Source organism: Afipia sp. GW822-FHT03D08 (assembly GCF_058801645.1).
Map to the genome: position 1 here is coordinate 1,448,468 of NZ_JBXANK010000001.1, position 16,517 is coordinate 1,464,984.

The following is a 16,517-nucleotide window of genomic DNA, read 5'->3' on the forward strand; positions in this document are numbered from 1 at the left end:
GATCCTCACAGTACCTGCATCAATGACTGAAACATCGAATTGACCGTGGACATCACGCGGGCATTTGCCGAGTAAGCGTTTTGCAGCGCCAGCAGGTTGGCCATTTCGGTGTCGATATCCACGCCCGAGGTCGCATCCATTTTTTTCTGCAACGTGTTCAGCACGACGTCCTGACCGTCGGAGAGCTGCTGCGCCGAACTCGCGGCATTGGCCTGCATGTTCGTGAACTGCTGGGTGAATCCGAGCAACGTGCCCTTATAGGGCGTGCTGCTCGAGCCGATACCGGTCGTTGCCGAATAGCTGTAAGTGCCGGACGTCAGTTGCGACAGGATGAAGTCGGAACGCGTGGTGTCGCCAGCCGGTGTCGCGGGACTCGTGCTGTAGACGATCAGGCGCGACGAATCCGCCAGCAATCCGGAATTGACGGTGATGCGTCCCGCGAGGCCCGTTTGCTGAGAACCGGATGCGGTGATTGCTCCGGTGTAAGGTCTTCCGCCATCGGTGAACAATGCGACCTGCGGACCGCCGCCGGTCAGCGATGTTGCCGTCGTCGTGACCGATGCGGCGTTGACGTCTGACAAGCCGGTCGCGCCGTCATCAACCACACGCAGCGTCGAGCCGGCCGGGTTCGAGAACTGGATGCTGGCGCCGCCCAGCGCAGCATTGAGCTGCGAGACGACCGACGACATGCCGCCGGAGAAATCGACGCCGATCACCTTGTCGTTCGGATCGATCGTCGCCGTGTCCTTCAGCGGCAGCGCGCTCGGATCATCCACGCGGATGATCGAAATATTGTGCTGAACGCCGGTGATATTGTCGGTGTAGTTCAGATGAACGGTGTTGCCGGCCTGAAGGCCGGCAAGATCAAGATCGAAGCCGGCGGGCGTGCCGGGCGGCGGAACAGGCGTGGCTGGCGGATATGCCGTGCCGCCTGTGGTCTTGTCGGACACCGCACTCGCCATCGCTGCCGCGAGTTGGTCGACCTGGTCCTGCGCCTGCACCAGCGTCTTGTCGCGCAACTCGAGAAACGCCGCGATCGATCCAGAGCGGATTGCTCCGCTGGAGATGAGATCGATGCTTCCGCCGTTCGGATAGGAAATGGAGATGGTGCCGAGCGTGCTTTTCGACGGATCAGCGTTCCACTGCGCCTCCGGCGTGACCGTGCCTTGAGTGTTGAACGACAGTTGCGCCGCATCGGAGCCGCCGACGAGTTGCGTGCCCGAAGTCGTGTAAACGGAAACCTGATTGCCTTCGCCCTTGACCACGCGCACGTCCATCAGTCCCGACAATTGCGTGATGAACTGATCGCGCTGATCAAGCAACGCCGCCGTCGCGGCGTCCTGGTTGGCATAGCCCTGCAATTGCCGGTTGATCTTGGCGATCTGGGTCAGGGCGTTGTTGGCCGTGGACACCGAATTGGCTATCCCCGTCTCGGCGCTGTTGCGCAAAGCCTGGATGCCTTGCGAGGTCGAATTCAACTGCTGGGCCAGCGCCTGCGCCGCATTGAGCACGCCGGTGCGCGCCGATTGCGAGTCGGGGCTCGTCGAGAGCGCCTGAAGCGCGGTCGTGAGCGAATTGAATGCCGCTTCAATCGTGGCAGACGAATCCGGATCACCATAGACGCTCTGCAGGTTGTTCAGGAAATTCGCACGCGTGCGGGTGTAGGCCGCGCCCGAGGTTTCCGTCCGCAACTGGCTTTGGATGTAATCGTCGAGGACGCGATTGACGCCGATGGTTTCGACGCCGGCGCCGTTGCCGACCGCGGTCTGGATCTGGTTGGTCGTCTTACGGACGTAACCCGGCGTTTCCGCGTTCGCTACGTTGGACGAAACCAGCGCGAGCGACGCCTGGTTTGCCCGCAAGCCGGCCATCGCGGTTGAAAGAGCTTGGCTCAGACCCATAACATACTGCCCATCTCAGGTCGGATCACGCGACAATGTGTTCAGCGATTATCGCAGCACGTTCAGCAGATCCTGCGCCATCTGGTTCGCAGTGGTGATGACCTTGGTGTTCGCCGAATAGGCCTGCTGAGTAACGATCAGCTTGGTGAACTCGTCCGCGATATCGCTGTTGGATCCTTCGAGCGCCGAACCCGTGATGGTGCCGGCCTTTCCGAAAACCGCGTTACCGGACTGATCGGTCTCCTCGAACGCGCCGCCATCGAGGCGCTTCAGAAAGTTCGCGCCGTTGAAGGTCGCCAGCGTGATCTGCGCCAGATCGATGTTGCGGCCGTTGGAATAATTGCCGACCACGCGGCCGTTGTCGCCGATCGAAACCGTCTGCAACGAACCCGCCGGGAAGCCGTCCTGGTGAATGTCGTTGACCTGCGCGTTGCCGTTGGCATCGGCGAACGAGGTCAGGCCGCTGACGCCGAAGTTCACGGTGACGTTGCCCAGCGTGATGCCGCTGATGGTCGGAGTGGTGAGCGTCACCGATGCCACCGCCGGGGTGAGCTGTCCGTTTGCGCTGAATGTGAAATCGGTGCCCATATTCTGCCAGGCCGTCGCGCCGCCCGTCGCGTTCGGATCGACCTGATAGAACATGTTCCACTTGTCGGTATGACCTGGGCCGAGGGTGGATGAGTCCATCTTTGCCCAGCGGAACTGGATGCTGACAGGCGAGCCGGAGATGTCGTAGCCGGTGGTGGCGCCGCCCGCGATCGATTGCGAAATGAATGTCGCGGCGTCGGAGCCGATGACCTGACCGGCGCCCGCCGAACCGCCGCCCAGGCGATTCACGGTGACGGTGCCGGAGAATCCGAGCGCAGCAAAAGCCGTTGCATTGCTCGAGGTGATAACCAGGTTATTCGCCAGACCCGTATGCAACTGCACGGAGCCATTGCTGACGGTCGAGGACAGCGCGGAGTTGCCGCTCAGCCCGTCAATCTTGTCGAGGAGCTGATCGATGGTGCTGCCGATCGGGATATGGGTCGCGTCATTCTGGTTCGGCGGAACGCTGGATGCGTCGGTGAAAGTAATCGGCGTTCCGTTCACCGTGATCGTGTCGCCAGCCGCAAAGCTCGCCGACAGTGAGTTGGTGTTCGGCGCGCCCGACAGCGCGGTCGTGCCGTTGATCTTGGTCGCGGTGGTCAGCGCGCTGTTCATCGACGCGCCGCTTCCGACGTTGTCGAGATAAGGCAGCGGCGGCGTGCCGACCGTGCTCGGATTGACGGTGAAGTCGCCGACGTTGAGCAGTTCCGAACCCGGAACGGACTTGTCGCTCTTCGTGGTGATCGGATACGAGGCCAGGTTGGCGCGATAGGTCACGGTCGAGGTGGGCTGCGCGGGCAGGAAGTCGCCGCCGAATTTCAGAACCTGCGGATTGCTGCCGGTGACGTTACCCGTGGTCGGGTCGATCGGAATGCCTTCGAGATAATAACCGGCGCCGTTCACCAGATAGCCGTTCTTGTCGAGCGTGAAGTCGCCGCGGCGCGTGTAGTTGTTGACGCCGTTGAAGACCGGGTTGCTGTCGGTGAAGCTGCCGGGCTTCTGCACCACGAAGAAGCCGTCGCCGCTGATCGCCATGTAGGTCGAAACCGCGGCCTTCTGGACGTCGCCCTGCACCGTGTTGGTTTCACGCGAGTTGGTCGCGACACTGCCGGCGAGCTGGTTGTTGGTGCCGGTTTCGGGAATGAGGTCGAGGAAACTCGTATCGATGCGCTTGAACGCAGTTGTCTGCGAGTTCGCGATGTTTCCGGAGATGTTTTCGAGCGCATAGGACTGAGCACGAAGACCTGCGACGGACGTGGTGAGTGCGCCAAAGAGACCCATTACATTTTCTCCAACTTCGATCCGGGCGGCCCGCCGGTGTGTCCATAGCCATGGCCGTATTCGAAGAAGAGATCGCAAGCGCCGTGCCAACAGCATTTATGCTGCAATATCAATGCACTAAAAGAAATGCCCCGGCCAAAAGACCGGGGCACAATTGCCTAGCGGGCAAGAATTGCCGCGCGAAATCAGGAGGATGAGCCGTCCGCGGGTTTGAAGCTCAGCGCCAGCCCGTTCATGCAGTAGCGCAGGCCGGTGGGCTTCGGGCCGTCGTCGAACACATGGCCGAGATGGCCGCCGCACCGCCGGCACAGGGTCTCGGTCCGCACCATCATGTAGCTGCGATCGGACTTCTCGAGGATGGCGTTGGGGAGCGCCTGATAGAAGCTCGGCCAGCCGGTGCCGCTGTCAAACTTGGTCTCGGAGGCAAACAGCGGCAGGTCGCAGCCGGCGCAGGTGAAGGTTCCCTTGCGCTTCTCCTTGTTCAGCGGGCTGGTGAACGGGCGCTCGGTGCCGGCTTCGCGCAGCACATTATATTGCGCAGGGGTCAGTTGCTTGCGCCATTCCTCGGGCGTCTTCTCGATCTCGAATTTCTCGGCGGATTTTTCACCCGCACTGGCACTGCCCAGGCCAAGCCAGCGGAATGCCGAAAATGCGGCGAGACTCATCGCGGATGCGAGCAGGATACGGCGGTCGATCATCGTCAAAGCTCCGTGCAAGTCGGGAAACAGGCTGTCCATCACGATCTACGGTCCATTTCGCGAAAAGTTACAGCAACGCTCCAGCCGCAGGCTCACTTTCCCGCGAGGCCGGAACAGCCTCAGCCCTCATGTTCCAATAACCCCGCCGGCAGAGTGTTATTTCAATCGGGCGGTCTGCGCCCTGGCCGCCGCAATCCGCGCCTCCCGGGCGCGTTCCCGCATCTGTTCGCGGCCGCGGGCGCGCTCGCGATAGCGCGACAATGCGCTGGCCGCATTCGAATAGCCGCGCGACCAGATGTTGAACACCTGCCCCGCCGCACGCCCGGCCGAGCCGCCGGCCCAGACCAGCTCGAACGGCGAAAACAGCCGCCAGCGATCATCGCCGTGCAGAATGCTGCGCGCGAGAAGCTGACCGCCCATCGCCGTCGTGTTCAATCCCTGACGCCCGAAGCCGCTCAGCACCCAAAGACCCAGTTGCAGTTCGCCGATCTGCGGCATGCCGTGCACGGTCTGTCCGAACATCCCGCTCCAGGCCTCGGCAATCCCGACCTGCTTGAGCTTCGGGAAAAACGCGGAGATGCGATTCTGGATGCGCTTCGCATAACGCTGCGGATCGCCCTGCCATGTCGTTTCCGGGCTCGACCACAACAGCCGGTCGCCCTCGACAATGCGGAAGTGATCGATGTCATGGGTATCGGTGACCGACCCCTGAAAGGTGATCGCATCGGCAAGCCGCTCGCCGAGCGGCTCGGTCAGCACCGCGTATCGCCATGTCGGCAGCAGCGTTGCCGTGAGACGCCGGCCCGGCGCGCCAAGATGCGCATTGCCCGCGAGCACAACATGGGTGCAACGCAGTTTCGCGGACGGCGTGAAGACGCGCTTGCGGATGCCCGCCGGATCGAGACCGATCACGGGCGTGTCCTCGAAGATCCGCACGCCCGCCTCTTCCGCCAGCGCCGCAAGACCATGGACATATCGCCGCCCGTCGATCTGAAACGCCTTCGGGAAATGAATCGCATGAAAGTAGCGATCGGTTTTCAGCGTCTCGCGAACGCGGTCGATCTGCCAGCCTTCGATCTCGGTGCCGAAATCTTCTCCGAGCGTCTGCAACCGGCTGATGAGTTCATCGCCGGCATCGACTGTGGAAACTTCGAGCGCGCCTTCCGTCAGCGGCACGCCGGGCATGGCGTTGCCGGTCACGGTGGCGCGGACATAGTCGGCGCCTTCCTGCGCCAGCGACCACAGTTCGCGCGCGTTATCAAAGCCGACACGGTCGATCAAATCGGACACCGCGATGCCGTAGCCCGGCATGACGGTGCCAAGATTATGACCCGACGCATTCCACCCGATCTCACGGCCTTCAAGGAGCGCGACGCTTGCGCCCATCCGCGCCGCTTCCCGCGCCATGGTCAGACCGGCGAGCCCTCCTCCGATCACGCAGATGTCGACATCCAGGTCGAACGTCAGCCGCGGGCGGCCCGGCAGATCCGCCGACGAATTCACCGAAGGGTTGTCCATGGTCGCTGTTCCAAGATCGCCTGTCGCAAGCTGTATTTTCTGGGTGTAACGGTGTCCCCGTCCGTCACAATATCGGACGTAAGCTTGTACACTATTCCGGGCCGTGCCCTAGTGGTTCACCACCGAAGTTCGCATCATTTGCCACGCCCACCGAAACGAGATCGCGATATGCGCCGTCTGATCCTGCTGCGCCACGCCAAGACCGAGCGGGACGCCCCTTCCGGCAGGGATCAGGATCGCCGTCTCGACGAGCGCGGCCGGCATGACGGCGCGGAGATGGGGCGATGGCTTGCCCTGCACGACTATCGGCCGGACCTCGTACTGGTATCGACCGCAACGCGCACCCAGGAAAGCTGGGAGTTGCTTCGCGCAGCGATGCCATCTGTGCGGGTAAAACATTTGCCGGCATTGTACGGCGCCGATCCATCCGAACTGCTGCGGATCATTCACGGTGTCGCGGATGCAGATCCGCAATGTCTGCTGATTCTCGCGCACAACCCGGGACTGCATGAACTGGCGCTCGGCCTTGTCGCCAGCGGCGATTCCGCCGGGCGTCAGGCGCTGGCGAGCAACCTGCCGACGGCGGGCGTCACCGTGATCGATTTCAAGATCGACGACTGGGAGAAGGTCGGCTTTCGCACCGGACGGCTCGAGCGCTTCGCAAGCCCGAAGCTGCTGCGCGAAGGATCTGAGGGGGCGTAACGCCCTCAGGTGAAGCGGCCTTGCATCTTGCCGCCAACGAATCCATCGTGATCATTCCAACGCGCGCGACCGGAGAGACCGATGTTTCAATCCATCCTCGTCCCCATCGACCTTGCCGATACCGATCTCGCAAAACCGGCCATCGAGACGGCGGCGTCCTTGTCGAAATCCTCCGGCGGACTGGTGCGGCTGGTCAACGTGATGCCAATCACGCCGGTGATGCTGGCGGAATATGTGCCGCCCGATTTCGAGATTCAGCAGCGCCAGTCATCCGAGGAAGCGCTGGCCATCGTGGCGCGCGAATCCGGAATCGACAGCAAGCGCATCTCGGTCACTGTACGCCAGGGCGGCATCTATCATGAGGTGCTTGAGGAAGCCGCCGACATCGGCGCCGACCTGATTGTCATGACATCGCACCGGCCCTCGATGCAGAGTTATTTTCTCGGCTCGAATGCAGGGCACGTCGTGCGTTATGCAAAATGCTCAGTGCTCGTGGTGCGGCATTAAGGTTGCACACCCATCACGAAACGGTTTTCGCCGTTTCTGCTGACTTCTCTCCAGCTTCATCCTGGACTATGGTCAGCCCGCCGCCAGAGGGTGATCCCCATCATCGGGCGGTAAGGTTTGGCCGGGCCGGCCAACGACGCCCGGCCGAGCTGACCTCTTGTTACGGCAGGACATCCTTCGGCAAAGCATCGAACGTGTAGATGCGCGGCTTGTTACGCCGCAGGAAGCCGCCGATCTGCCAGCCGAACAGCCCAGCAAACCCGATCAGGAACAGCGCGCCGGCAAACTCGCCCGTGATCAGCGCACGGATCAGCAATCCAAGCATCGAGACACCGACAAGTCCAAGCACGACAAGCCCCGCCGTGTAGATCGCCGGGTTAATTCCGACCACCAGCACGGCTTTGCTGCCGATCGCGGCAAGGCGGCGATGCAATTCCACGATGAACGCGCGGTAGCCGTTGTCCTGCGGCGACATCAGCGCGACGGTGTGCCACGTCGTTGAGTAGAGCGTCACGCGTTCGCCGCGCGTGTCCTCGATGTCGGCACGAAATCGCCGCGACTGCATCGACACGGGACGATACGACAGACGAATCGCCGCTATCTTCTCCAGCGGCCAGACACCATGCTTTCCTCTCACCTGCCAGGACAGTCCCTCGCCGGTGAGGTCGAATTGCGACGCGCCTCCGACCAGTGATGGCTTGAAGATATATTGCGTGCCGTCGCCAGCCACCTCCAGGCCTTTCACTCCGGCGCGCGGCGTGGCACCGAACAATTGCGAGAGCATGAAAATCCTTCAATCGGCTGCAATCAGGGGCCGGTCACCTTGCGGGACCACCGGCCGCTATTCTACAAGTCATAGCAGCCTGCCGTGCCCGGACGAAACACCCTGATGGCCAAGCCTGCCTATTTCTCGCAAACTATCGTTCTTGCCGCATCGATCCTGTTCGGCGTGCTGCTTGCGCTCGGCATCCACATCATCATCCAGCGCTTCAATCTCAATCTCGGAGACCTGTGGCGCACCGACGTGCCCGAGCTGATGCCCGCGCGTGCCGCGCTGGCCTGGTGGCTGATCGCCGCGGTGGCGTTTCTGGCAGGCTTCATTTCCGCGTCGCTGATGCAGAGCGCAGTATCCGGTCAGATCTCGCTTCGGCTGCGGCAGTTTCTGGTCGTGGTCGGCGTTATCATGCTGGCGGCCGCGGGTCAGGCCGCGGCAGCACCGAGCGCGATCCCGACACTGGCCGGTGTGCTCGCAGGTCTCGCCGCCCTCGGGCTTGGCGCAGTCATGGCGTTCTGCGGGGCGAAGTTCGCAATGCGCCGGGCCTGATCCCTTGGCATGAAAGGCCGCCCCGAGCTTGCGCCGGCGCGGCTTTTTGCCTCATTCAGCCTCACGTTGAATCGTAGCCGTGGCTGGCTTGCCGCCTTCTGGTTGATCCCATTTTCGCCCAGTTGTGTCAGCTTCCGGTCGGCCGCCTTTTCCTTGCCGAGAGTCTTTTGCAACACGGCTGCTCTGCCTGAGCGCATAGATTCCATCAAGAAGACGCGGATGTTCCTGAAGATCATCGCAACCGGGGAAAAGGGTTGGCCTCTCTCACCCTTTGCAACAGCATCTTCGTTTCCCATATCCGGCTAATCGATGAATCGCGGCATCCGGCCTGATATGAAGCAAAGATGACAGCCCGGCCGGCCCCGGTTTCTTAGCAATAACGGCACCTTGCGCCGCACAACGACCTATTTTCCAAGCATGGGATTTCGCGTATGAGTACCGCCGCAGCCGCTTGCTCACTGTCGCCTCAATCGGCTTCTATAGGTTACGCGCCCTGCCGGGAGGACGAATGCAACAAGTGTTGAGCACGCTAGGGCGTGTTTTCAGGGAACGAATCGGCTGGAAACGGCTCGGGATCGTTGCCAGCCTAATTATCGTGACCATTGCGATCATGCATCTGTTCCGCACCCTCAAGGGCGTGGACACGGCGATCGTTTTGACTGCGCTTGCCGAAAAATCGCAAGGCCAGATCGCGCTCGCCGCAGTGTGCGTGCTGTGCGCGTTCTTCACGCTGACGTTCTATGACCTTTTCGCGTTGCGCACGATCGGCAAGATGCACGTTCCCTATCGCATCGCCGCGCTGTCGAGCTTCACCAGCTACACGATCGGCCACAACATCGGCGCCACGGTGTTCACCGGCGGCGCGATCCGTTTCCGCATCTATTCGGACTGGGGGCTGACCGCGATCGATGTCGCGAAAATCTGTTTCATCTCCGGCCTGACATTCTGGCTCGGCAACACCTTCGTGCTCGGCATCGGAATGATCTGGCACCCGGCCGCCGCATCATCGATCGATCTGCTGCCCGAAAGCATCAACCAGTTGATCGGCGTCGGCCTGCTCGCAGGCATCGGCATCTATCTGACATGGATCGCCACCGGCAAGGGCCGCCGCAAGCTCGGCAAGGACGGCTGGAAGGTTCATCTGCCGTCAGCGCCGCTCACGGCGCTGCAAATCCTGATCGGCGTGGTCGATCTCGGATTCTGCGCGTTTGCGATGTATCTCCTCGCGCCGTCGAGTCCCGACCTCGATTTCGTGACGCTCTCCGTCGTGTTCATTCTCGCCACCCTGCTCGGCTTTGCCAGTCACGCGCCCGGCAGTCTCGGCGTGTTCGATGCGGCGATGCTGGTCGGCCTGCCGATGCTCGGCAAGGAGGAATTGCTGGCGTCGCTGCTGGTGTTCCGCATCCTCTACTTCCTGATCCCGTTCGCCACGTCGATCACGATCCTCGGCATCCGGGAATTGTGGCTCAGCGTCATCCTGCCGTGGCAACAGAGCCGAAAACTTCAGCCCGCGCCCGCCGTCGCGCAATCGTCACCTCCACAGTCGAAACCGAAGCAGGCCGCGGAGTAATCCTGCGCACAAAGATGTGGCTTGTGGGGTCCCGAAACGTATCTTAGGTTTCAGCCCCGCCCCACATTTTGGCCTTATCCGTCGGCTTCAAACCCTCATGCTCAAGTCGCGCGTCATCCGCTTATCGCTCCTGATCGCGGCGCTCGGCGGCGCGATGGCAAGTGCTGCTGCGGCGCAGACGCCGCTCGTGCCGCCTTCCGTCGCACAGCCCGTTCCGCAGCTCACGACGGCGATGCAGATTTCGTGGGAAGTCCGCAATCGCTTCCGCCTGTTTCGCGAGGAGCGCGATTTCCAGCTTCATATCGCGTCGCTCAGCGGCCGCTCCATTCTTGAATCCGAACAGGCACTGGCAACGCAGAGCGACGGCCGCGGCTGGGCGCGCAACATACTGGGACGCCTGTGCATTGATGCAACGGGCCGTGTCAGCGAGCCCTGCACGCGCGACGGCGTGAAGGAAAGCTATCTCACGCCCACCGATCATCCGGTGACGATCCGTCTCACCGGCGCGGTGCCGGTCGGCGCGACCTGCGCATGGACCTTCGAGGACGGCGATCCGCCGCGGCAGTCGACGCTCGATTGCGCCGAGCCGATCAACCTGCGCGTCCGCTACGGCCGGCCGACGCCCGTCACCGTGGACGTCTCAAGCGGATCGGAGGCACCGCAACGGGTCACGACACAGATCGCGGTGCGCGACATTTTCATTGCAGGCCTCGGTGACTCGATCGCATCGGGCGAAGGCAATCCGGATCGCGCAGTGACGCTCAGCGACGATGGCTTCTGTTTCCGTTCTTATCTCGGCGGGCCAGCCGGAATGTACTTCCGACCCGGCCGCGCGGGCTTCAAGGGCGCGCGCGCCTGCGATACCTCCGACGGCACCAGCCTGCAGAACTGGCAGCGCGCCGGCGCGCAATGGATGAATCCGGCGTGCCACCGTTCGCTCTACAGCTACCAGGCCCGCATGGCGATCGCGCTGGCCGCGCAGAATCCGCAGATCGCGGTGACTTACTTGCCGCTGGCCTGCACCGGCGCGACGATCGATGAGGGCATGTTCGGCGCGCAGCGCGCCCGCGAATGCGTGGTCGGCAAGAACAGCCTGACCTGTCAGGGCACGGTGAATGCGCAGGTCGCCGAGTTGCGCGAGGCGCTGACCGCGGCAACCAAGCGTCAGCCGGATCGGGGACTTGATCTCATTCTGCTCTCGATCGGCGCCAACGATGTCGACTTCTCGGGACTTGTCGCCGACGTCATTGTCGAACGGCAGACCGAACGCGCATTGTCACGGCGCACCGGCGTGCTCAGTTCGGTCGACGAGGCACGCTCCACCCTGCAACGCGAACTGCCGCAGAATTTCAGCAAACTGCGTCAGGCGCTGAAACCTTTCGTCGGCGGCGACCTCTCGCGCGTGATCTACACATCCTACGCGAACCCGTCGCTGCTGAATGGCGCGCCCTGCCCCGGCGGACGCGCCGGCTTCGACATTCATCCCGCATTCAACGCCGACCCGCAGCGCCTCGCCGAGGTCACCGAATTCGTGCAGAGCGAGTTTCTGCCTTCGCTCAAGAAGCTGGCGACATGCAGCGGCGGCGTGCTGTGCGGCAATCCCGCGCGCGACCGCATGACCTTCGTCGATCAGCATCAGGCCGCCTTCGCCAGTCACGGGTTCTGCGCGCGCGCCGAGACCGATCCGCCGTTCGACCGTGAATGTTTCTCCGCAAAGGGCGAAAGCTTCGTCGCGGACATCGTCGATGCCGCGAACAATCCGCTGGTCTGCGGCGCGGGCGCCAGCGACTTCCGTCCGTACGCGCCGCGCGCGCGCTGGATCCGCGATGCCAATGACAGCTACTTCACGGCGATGACTTATCCGCAGGCACAGAAAGCGCCGACCAACCAGCCGGGCGACATTCATGACGCGACATGGGGCGTGCTCTCCGCCGTTTATGGCGGTGCGATCCATCCGACCGCCGAAGGTCATGCCGCAATGGCGGACGCGGCACTTCCCGCCGCAATGAGCGTGCTGGGGCTTGGTCTGTCAGAGGCACCAGTGGTCAGCGAACCGCTCTCGCCGGCGACGCCTACAAGATAATAATCAGCCTGACTATCGGAAAAACCGTCATTCCGGGGCGCGCCCTTCGCGCGAACCCGGAATCCAAGGTTGCGACAAAGAATGGATTCCGGGCCTGCGCCAGAGGCGCATCCCGGAATGACAGGTTGAAAAATTCGGACGCTTCAATTCACCCCAAGCTTCTTCTGCAGGCTCGAGGACGACGTGGTGTACTGGAACACGACACGCTTGTCCGGGAAGACGTAGCGGCTCGCTTTCTGCGCCATCAGCGCGCCTTCATGGAAGCCGGAGAGAATGAGCTTCAGCTTGCCGGGATAGGTGTTGATGTCGCCGATGGCGAAGATGCCGGGCACGTTGGTCTCGAACGCCTCGGTATCCACCGGCACCAGATTGTTCTCGAGCTTGACGCCCCAGTTCGCGACCGGACCGAGCTTCATGGTCAGCCCGAAGAACGGCAGCATGGTGTTGCAGTCGATCTTGAAGGTCTCGTTGTCAGTGCCCTTCACCATCGCGCCGGACAGCATACCGTTCTCGCCTTCGAGCGCGGTCACCTGTCCGAGCTTCAGATCCATCTTGCCCGCGGCAACGAGCTTGCGCATCTGATCGACGCTGTGCGGCGCCGCGCGGAAGTCGTCACGGCGATGCAGCAGCGTCACGCGCCTGGCGATCGGCTGAAGGTTCAGCACCCAGTCGAGCGCGCTGTCGCCGCCGCCGACGATCAGCAGATCCTTGCCGCGGAACTGCTCCATCTTGCGCACGGCATAGAACACCGAGGTGCCTTCATAAGCCTCGATGCCGGGCACCGGCGGACGCTTCGGCTGGAACGAGCCGCCGCCTGCCGAGATCACCACGACCTTGGTCTCGAACACCTGACCCGCATCCGTCGTCACGCGGAACAGCGGGTCGCCGATCTTCTCGATGGTCTCGACCATCTCGTTGAGATGGAAGGTCGGATTGAACGGCTTGATCTGTTCCATCAGGGCATCGGTGAGGCCCTGCCCGGTGACCATCGGAATCGCCGGAATGTCATAGATCGGCTTCTCCGGATAAAGCTCGGCGCACTGTCCGCCCAGCTTGTCGAGAATATCGACCAGATGCACTTTCATATCGAGCAGGCCGAGTTCGAACACGGCGAACAGCCCGCAGGGGCCGGCGCCGATAATCAGGACATCAGTTTTGATCGTGTCGGTCATGCTCGTTCCGGTCTGTAATGGGAGAAAGATCGAGGTGCGGGCGCGTAAGGCGCCGCTTTTAAGGGCATTGTCTAGCCAAGACGGCCCCTCTGGGGAAGGGATTTTCGGGCTGGCGGGCATGCTCCACCGGCTTGTGACGACCGGCTTTTTTCAGGTAAGGGTGCATAAATCCGGAGACTTATTCGTTGAACGCGCCGATCCGCCCACAGTCCAGTTTCAAGCTGGAAGACTACCCGTTCCGCCTGGCCGATAACGTCCGCTACGGCGACCTCGATCCCAACAAGCATGTCAACAACGGGGTCTATTCGACCTATTTCGAGACGGCGCGCGTCACGCTGCTGCGCAGCGGCGACCGCGGACTGATGCCGAAGGGCCTGAGCTGGATGCTGGTGCATCTCGCCATCGATTTCCGCGCCGAAATGCACTGGCCTGGAAGCTTCGAGCTGGGGATCGGCGTCTCGAAGCTCGGGCGGACCTCCGCGACCTTCGCGCAGGTGGTGTTCGCGGGCGACGTCTGCACCGCCTCGGCGGAAGCGGTCACGGTTCTGGTGGATGCCACGACCCGCAAACCGACCCCGCTGACGCCCGAGATCATCGAGCGATTTCAGCCCTGGATGCTGCGCCCATAGCGACAACCTGCCCCGCAATTGCTGTTGCCGCCGTGTCGGTTCGCCTCTAAATCTTTGAGGCGAACTTGCGACAACCGGGCCAGTCGTCCGTCATGCTCAGCTTCAACACCGACGATCTCCGTCCACAGGATCGGTTTGACTATTGGTGCGAAGTACGTGCCCGCAATCTTTTCGGCGTGACGATCTCGCTGAAACCGCATGAGCGGCAGAATTTCAGGGGACGGTTTACGGCCGTTCCCGCGGGCGGCGCAATGATCAGCGAGATGCAGGCCTCATCCTACTGGGTGTCGCGCACCGCCGCCGATGTTGCCCGCGCACCTGGCGACAGTCTTTGCATCTATCAGCAGCTCGGCGGCGCGAGCTGGTTCAACAGCAAGGGCGGCGGCGAGTTCGTGGTGGCGGCGAACGACATTGCCATCAGCCATACGGACCTGCCCTACCTGACCCGGCCGGCAACCGCGCACGGCTTCGATCTGCGCGTTCTGAAAATTCCGTTCACCGGCCGCGAGGATCTCGTTCGCGCGGCGCGAGGTCTGTCGCCGGCGCCGCTGCGCGACAATCCGCGCTTGAAAACCGTCATATCCGCTTCGCTGACAGCACTGGCCGCGGACTGTGCCAGGAATCCCGACAACGATTTCGATCTCGCCGTCGATCACCTCGCGCAGCTCGCACTGCTGGCCCAGGGGCGTGTACGGCACGGCTCACCGGAGAGCCGCGCCGCGCTGCGGTCCGGTTTTCTGCACGCCGCCCGCGATGTCCTCGCGCGCAACATGCATCGCCCCAACCTGACACCGGCGGCGGTCGCGGCCGAACTCGGAATCTCGCCGCGGAAACTGCATCTGCTGTTTGAACCGACGGGCATGTCCTGCGCACGCACGCTGACGGCGATGCGTGCCGCCGAAGCGCTGCGGCTCCTCAGGAATGCACCGATGCAGCCCGTTGCGGAGATCGCGCAGGCGTCCGGGTTCGACAGCTCCGCCACGTTCTACCGCGTGTTCCGCAATGTCTACGGCATCACGCCAGGCGATGCGCGGACCGCAGCCGTCCTCGACTGATCGTCTGCGATGCTGAGTTTCTCCACCGACGACATTCGTCCGCAGGATCGCTTCGACCACTGGTGCGAAGTGCGCGGCAAGAGTCTGTTCGGCGTCACCATCGAACTGGAGCGTGAAAAACGCGCCGACTTCCACGGCCGGTTTTCCGCGACACCGATTGGAAACGCCGTGCTGGCGGAGATGACAGCATCGTCCTACCGCGTCAGCCGCACACCGGCCGACATCGCGCGCGTCTCGAGCGACAGTCTGAGCATCGGATTGCAGATCCGCGGGCCGGGCTGGATGAAGATCAAGGGAGACCGCGTGCATCTGGTGCGCGAAGGCGACGTCACGATCAGCCACGCGAACATGATGTTCGCGGGAACACCGGAACGATCGGACGGCTTCGATTTCCGCACCTTGAAAATCCCGCTCACGAACGATCTCGCGCTCGGCGCGCGAACCCACGATCTCTTTCCTGAACCGCTGATGCAAGGCGCCCGCCTGACTCGGCTGATCAAGGCGACGCTGAGCGCACTGGAGCACGACCCGTTTCAGGCATCGGGCGAGATCGAATCCATCGCCCGGCTTGCCCTGATCGCACGAGGCCGCCTTGCGCAAGGCTCACTCGAAGGCCGCGCCGCGCTGCGTGCCGGATTTCTTCACGCCGCGCGCGAGATCATGATCCGCGATCTGCACCGCCCGGATCTGTCGTCCGCGACGGTCGCCGCCGAACTCGCGATCTCGCTGCGGCAGGTGCATGTGCTGTTCGAGCCGACGGGATTGTCCTTCGCGCGGACGCTGACCGCGATGCGCCTCAAGGAAGCACGCCGGCTGCTCGGCCTCACACCGGCGCGGCAGGTCGCGGACATCGCCTATGCCTGCGGCTTCGACAGCATCGCGACATTCTACCGCGTCTTCCGCAGCGCCTACGGCATGACGCCGGGCGATATCCGGGCGATGTCTCTCAACGCGTGAACCCTGTGGCACCCGGACCACAGGCCTGAAAAGACTCTCTTTTTGAGCCTTGGGGCCGAGCGTTTGCACGCAATGAGAAGACGGCTTTTTCCCGATTTGTTAGGCCAAGGCCGGTTGGGGAGCCGTCAATGGCTGAGGCTGGACGCCTCGGTCACGGCCTCGCTCACGCCGGGTCAGGTGGTTACTTACGTCTCGCGCCTCGGCATCAGCCAGGCGTTCTGAGATCACACGGACGGCGCTCGCAGCGCGAAAAAGTTTGGCGTTTGCGCGGAGTGAGAAGACGGCCTTTGGCTCTCTTGGTAAAACATGTCCATTGGAGAGCGTATCGGCGAGGCTTCACGTCACCTTTCATGACGTAAGAATTTGTTGCGCCCGTATTTTTCGCGCTTCCATTTCATCACCAAAAAATTTCTCGCGCCGCCCCATGTGGCCGCTACGCCACAAGCCGGAAAAGATTCGGATTTTAGGCATCCGGACAGAACGCGTGCGCGCAATGAGAAGACGCCTCCAAATCGATCTGTCACACGTTTCC

At 62.5% G+C, this 16,517-nt stretch carries 14 protein-coding genes; 8 read left to right on the forward strand and 6 right to left on the reverse strand.

Going from position 1 to position 16,517, the window contains the following annotated elements; translation table 11 throughout:
- Nucleotides 1–5: 5 nt before the first annotated feature.
- The 4 genes from flgK to AC1RM7_RS07295 form a co-directional block, all read right to left on the reverse strand.
- A complete protein-coding gene (gene flgK / locus AC1RM7_RS07280) occupies nt 6–1,901 on the reverse strand; it encodes a flagellar hook-associated protein FlgK (RefSeq protein ID WP_024918926.1) in 1,896 nt (631 codons plus the stop codon).
- 48 nt (nt 1,902–1,949) lie between these two features.
- A complete protein-coding gene (locus tag AC1RM7_RS07285; protein WP_006021448.1) occupies nt 1,950–3,770 on the reverse strand; it encodes a flagellar hook-basal body complex protein in 1,821 nt (606 codons plus the stop codon).
- Between the two features lie 185 nt (nt 3,771–3,955).
- Nucleotides 3,956–4,468 (reverse strand): peptide-methionine (R)-S-oxide reductase MsrB, encoded by a 513-nt coding sequence (msrB, locus tag AC1RM7_RS07290; RefSeq protein WP_024918925.1) that lies wholly within the window; start codon nt 4,466–4,468, stop codon nt 3,956–3,958.
- 156 nt (nt 4,469–4,624) lie between these two features.
- On the reverse strand, nt 4,625–5,986 hold the full coding sequence (locus AC1RM7_RS07295; RefSeq protein WP_024918924.1) for an NAD(P)/FAD-dependent oxidoreductase: 1,362 nt from the start codon (nt 5,984–5,986) through the stop codon (nt 4,625–4,627).
- A gap of 168 nt (nt 5,987–6,154) precedes the next feature.
- Here AC1RM7_RS07295 and AC1RM7_RS07300 point away from each other — a divergent pair, with 168 nt between their 5' ends.
- Both AC1RM7_RS07300 and AC1RM7_RS07305 read left to right on the forward strand, forming a co-directional pair.
- Complete coding sequence (locus AC1RM7_RS07300; RefSeq protein WP_006021452.1) at nt 6,155–6,688, forward strand: SixA phosphatase family protein; 534 nt, start codon at nt 6,155–6,157, stop codon at nt 6,686–6,688.
- 81 nt (nt 6,689–6,769) lie between these two features.
- The gene (locus AC1RM7_RS07305) at nt 6,770–7,195 is read left to right on the forward strand and encodes a universal stress protein (protein ID WP_006021453.1); all 426 of its coding nucleotides are present in this window, start codon (nt 6,770–6,772) and stop codon (nt 7,193–7,195) included.
- 160 nt (nt 7,196–7,355) lie between these two features.
- Here AC1RM7_RS07305 and AC1RM7_RS07310 read toward each other — a convergent pair whose 3' ends face one another.
- Nucleotides 7,356–7,979, reverse strand: a complete 624-nt coding sequence (locus AC1RM7_RS07310; RefSeq protein WP_024918922.1) for a hypothetical protein — start codon at nt 7,977–7,979, stop codon at nt 7,356–7,358.
- Nucleotides 7,980–8,084: 105 nt separating this feature from the next.
- On the opposite strand from AC1RM7_RS07310, the gene AC1RM7_RS07315 reads away from it, so the two are divergent.
- From AC1RM7_RS07315 to AC1RM7_RS07325, 3 genes are all read left to right on the forward strand, one after another.
- Nucleotides 8,085–8,519, forward strand: coding sequence for a hypothetical protein (locus tag AC1RM7_RS07315; RefSeq protein WP_024918921.1), 435 nt, complete (start codon nt 8,085–8,087; stop codon nt 8,517–8,519).
- A 508-nt stretch (nt 8,520–9,027) separates the two neighbouring features.
- A complete protein-coding gene (locus tag AC1RM7_RS07320) occupies nt 9,028–10,089 on the forward strand; it encodes a lysylphosphatidylglycerol synthase transmembrane domain-containing protein (protein WP_006021456.1) in 1,062 nt (353 codons plus the stop codon).
- A 97-nt stretch (nt 10,090–10,186) separates the two neighbouring features.
- On the forward strand, nt 10,187–12,172 hold the full coding sequence (locus tag AC1RM7_RS07325) for an SGNH/GDSL hydrolase family protein (protein ID WP_024918920.1): 1,986 nt from the start codon (nt 10,187–10,189) through the stop codon (nt 12,170–12,172).
- A gap of 143 nt (nt 12,173–12,315) precedes the next feature.
- Here the strand turns inward: AC1RM7_RS07325 and AC1RM7_RS07330 are convergent, their stop codons facing one another.
- Nucleotides 12,316–13,344 carry an NAD(P)/FAD-dependent oxidoreductase gene (locus tag AC1RM7_RS07330; protein ID WP_024918919.1) on the reverse strand — a complete coding sequence of 343 codons (1,029 nt, stop codon included), beginning with the start codon at nt 13,342–13,344 and terminating at the stop codon, nt 12,316–12,318.
- 185 nt (nt 13,345–13,529) lie between these two features.
- Between AC1RM7_RS07330 and AC1RM7_RS07335 the strand changes: the two genes are divergently transcribed.
- From AC1RM7_RS07335 to AC1RM7_RS07345, 3 genes are all read left to right on the forward strand, one after another.
- Nucleotides 13,530–13,973 (forward strand): acyl-CoA thioesterase, encoded by a 444-nt coding sequence (locus tag AC1RM7_RS07335; RefSeq protein WP_024918918.1) that lies wholly within the window; start codon nt 13,530–13,532, stop codon nt 13,971–13,973.
- 92 nt (nt 13,974–14,065) lie between these two features.
- A complete protein-coding gene (locus AC1RM7_RS07340; protein ID WP_492839382.1) occupies nt 14,066–15,028 on the forward strand; it encodes a helix-turn-helix transcriptional regulator in 963 nt (320 codons plus the stop codon).
- Between the two features lie 9 nt (nt 15,029–15,037).
- Entirely contained in the window at nt 15,038–15,985 is a 948-nt protein-coding gene (locus tag AC1RM7_RS07345; RefSeq protein ID WP_024918916.1) for an AraC family transcriptional regulator, read from the forward strand.
- Nucleotides 15,986–16,517: the final 532 nt, after the last annotated feature.

Bases quoted from the DNA above. Each gene is read 5' to 3' on its own strand.
- flgK (WP_024918926.1), bottom strand. From the start codon at position 1,901: ATGGGTCTGAGCCAAGCTCTTTCAACCGCGATGGCCGGCTTGCGGGCA.
- AC1RM7_RS07285 (WP_006021448.1), bottom strand. From the start codon at position 3,770: ATGGGTCTCTTTGGCGCACTCACCACGTCCGTCGCAGGTCTTCGTGCT.
- msrB (WP_024918925.1), bottom strand. From the start codon at position 4,468: ATGATCGACCGCCGTATCCTGCTCGCATCCGCGATGAGTCTCGCCGCA.
- AC1RM7_RS07295 (WP_024918924.1), bottom strand. From the start codon at position 5,986: ATGGACAACCCTTCGGTGAATTCGTCGGCGGATCTGCCGGGCCGCCCG.
- AC1RM7_RS07300 (WP_006021452.1), top strand. From the start codon at position 6,155: ATGCGCCGTCTGATCCTGCTGCGCCACGCCAAGACCGAGCGGGACGCC.
- AC1RM7_RS07305 (WP_006021453.1), top strand. From the start codon at position 6,770: ATGTTTCAATCCATCCTCGTCCCCATCGACCTTGCCGATACCGATCTC.
- AC1RM7_RS07310 (WP_024918922.1), bottom strand. From the start codon at position 7,979: ATGCTCTCGCAATTGTTCGGTGCCACGCCGCGCGCCGGAGTGAAAGGC.
- AC1RM7_RS07315 (WP_024918921.1), top strand. From the start codon at position 8,085: ATGGCCAAGCCTGCCTATTTCTCGCAAACTATCGTTCTTGCCGCATCG.
- AC1RM7_RS07320 (WP_006021456.1), top strand. From the start codon at position 9,028: ATGCAACAAGTGTTGAGCACGCTAGGGCGTGTTTTCAGGGAACGAATC.
- AC1RM7_RS07325 (WP_024918920.1), top strand. From the start codon at position 10,187: ATGCTCAAGTCGCGCGTCATCCGCTTATCGCTCCTGATCGCGGCGCTC.
- AC1RM7_RS07330 (WP_024918919.1), bottom strand. From the start codon at position 13,344: ATGACCGACACGATCAAAACTGATGTCCTGATTATCGGCGCCGGCCCC.
- AC1RM7_RS07340 (WP_492839382.1), top strand. From the start codon at position 14,066: ATGCTCAGCTTCAACACCGACGATCTCCGTCCACAGGATCGGTTTGAC.
- AC1RM7_RS07345 (WP_024918916.1), top strand. From the start codon at position 15,038: ATGCTGAGTTTCTCCACCGACGACATTCGTCCGCAGGATCGCTTCGAC.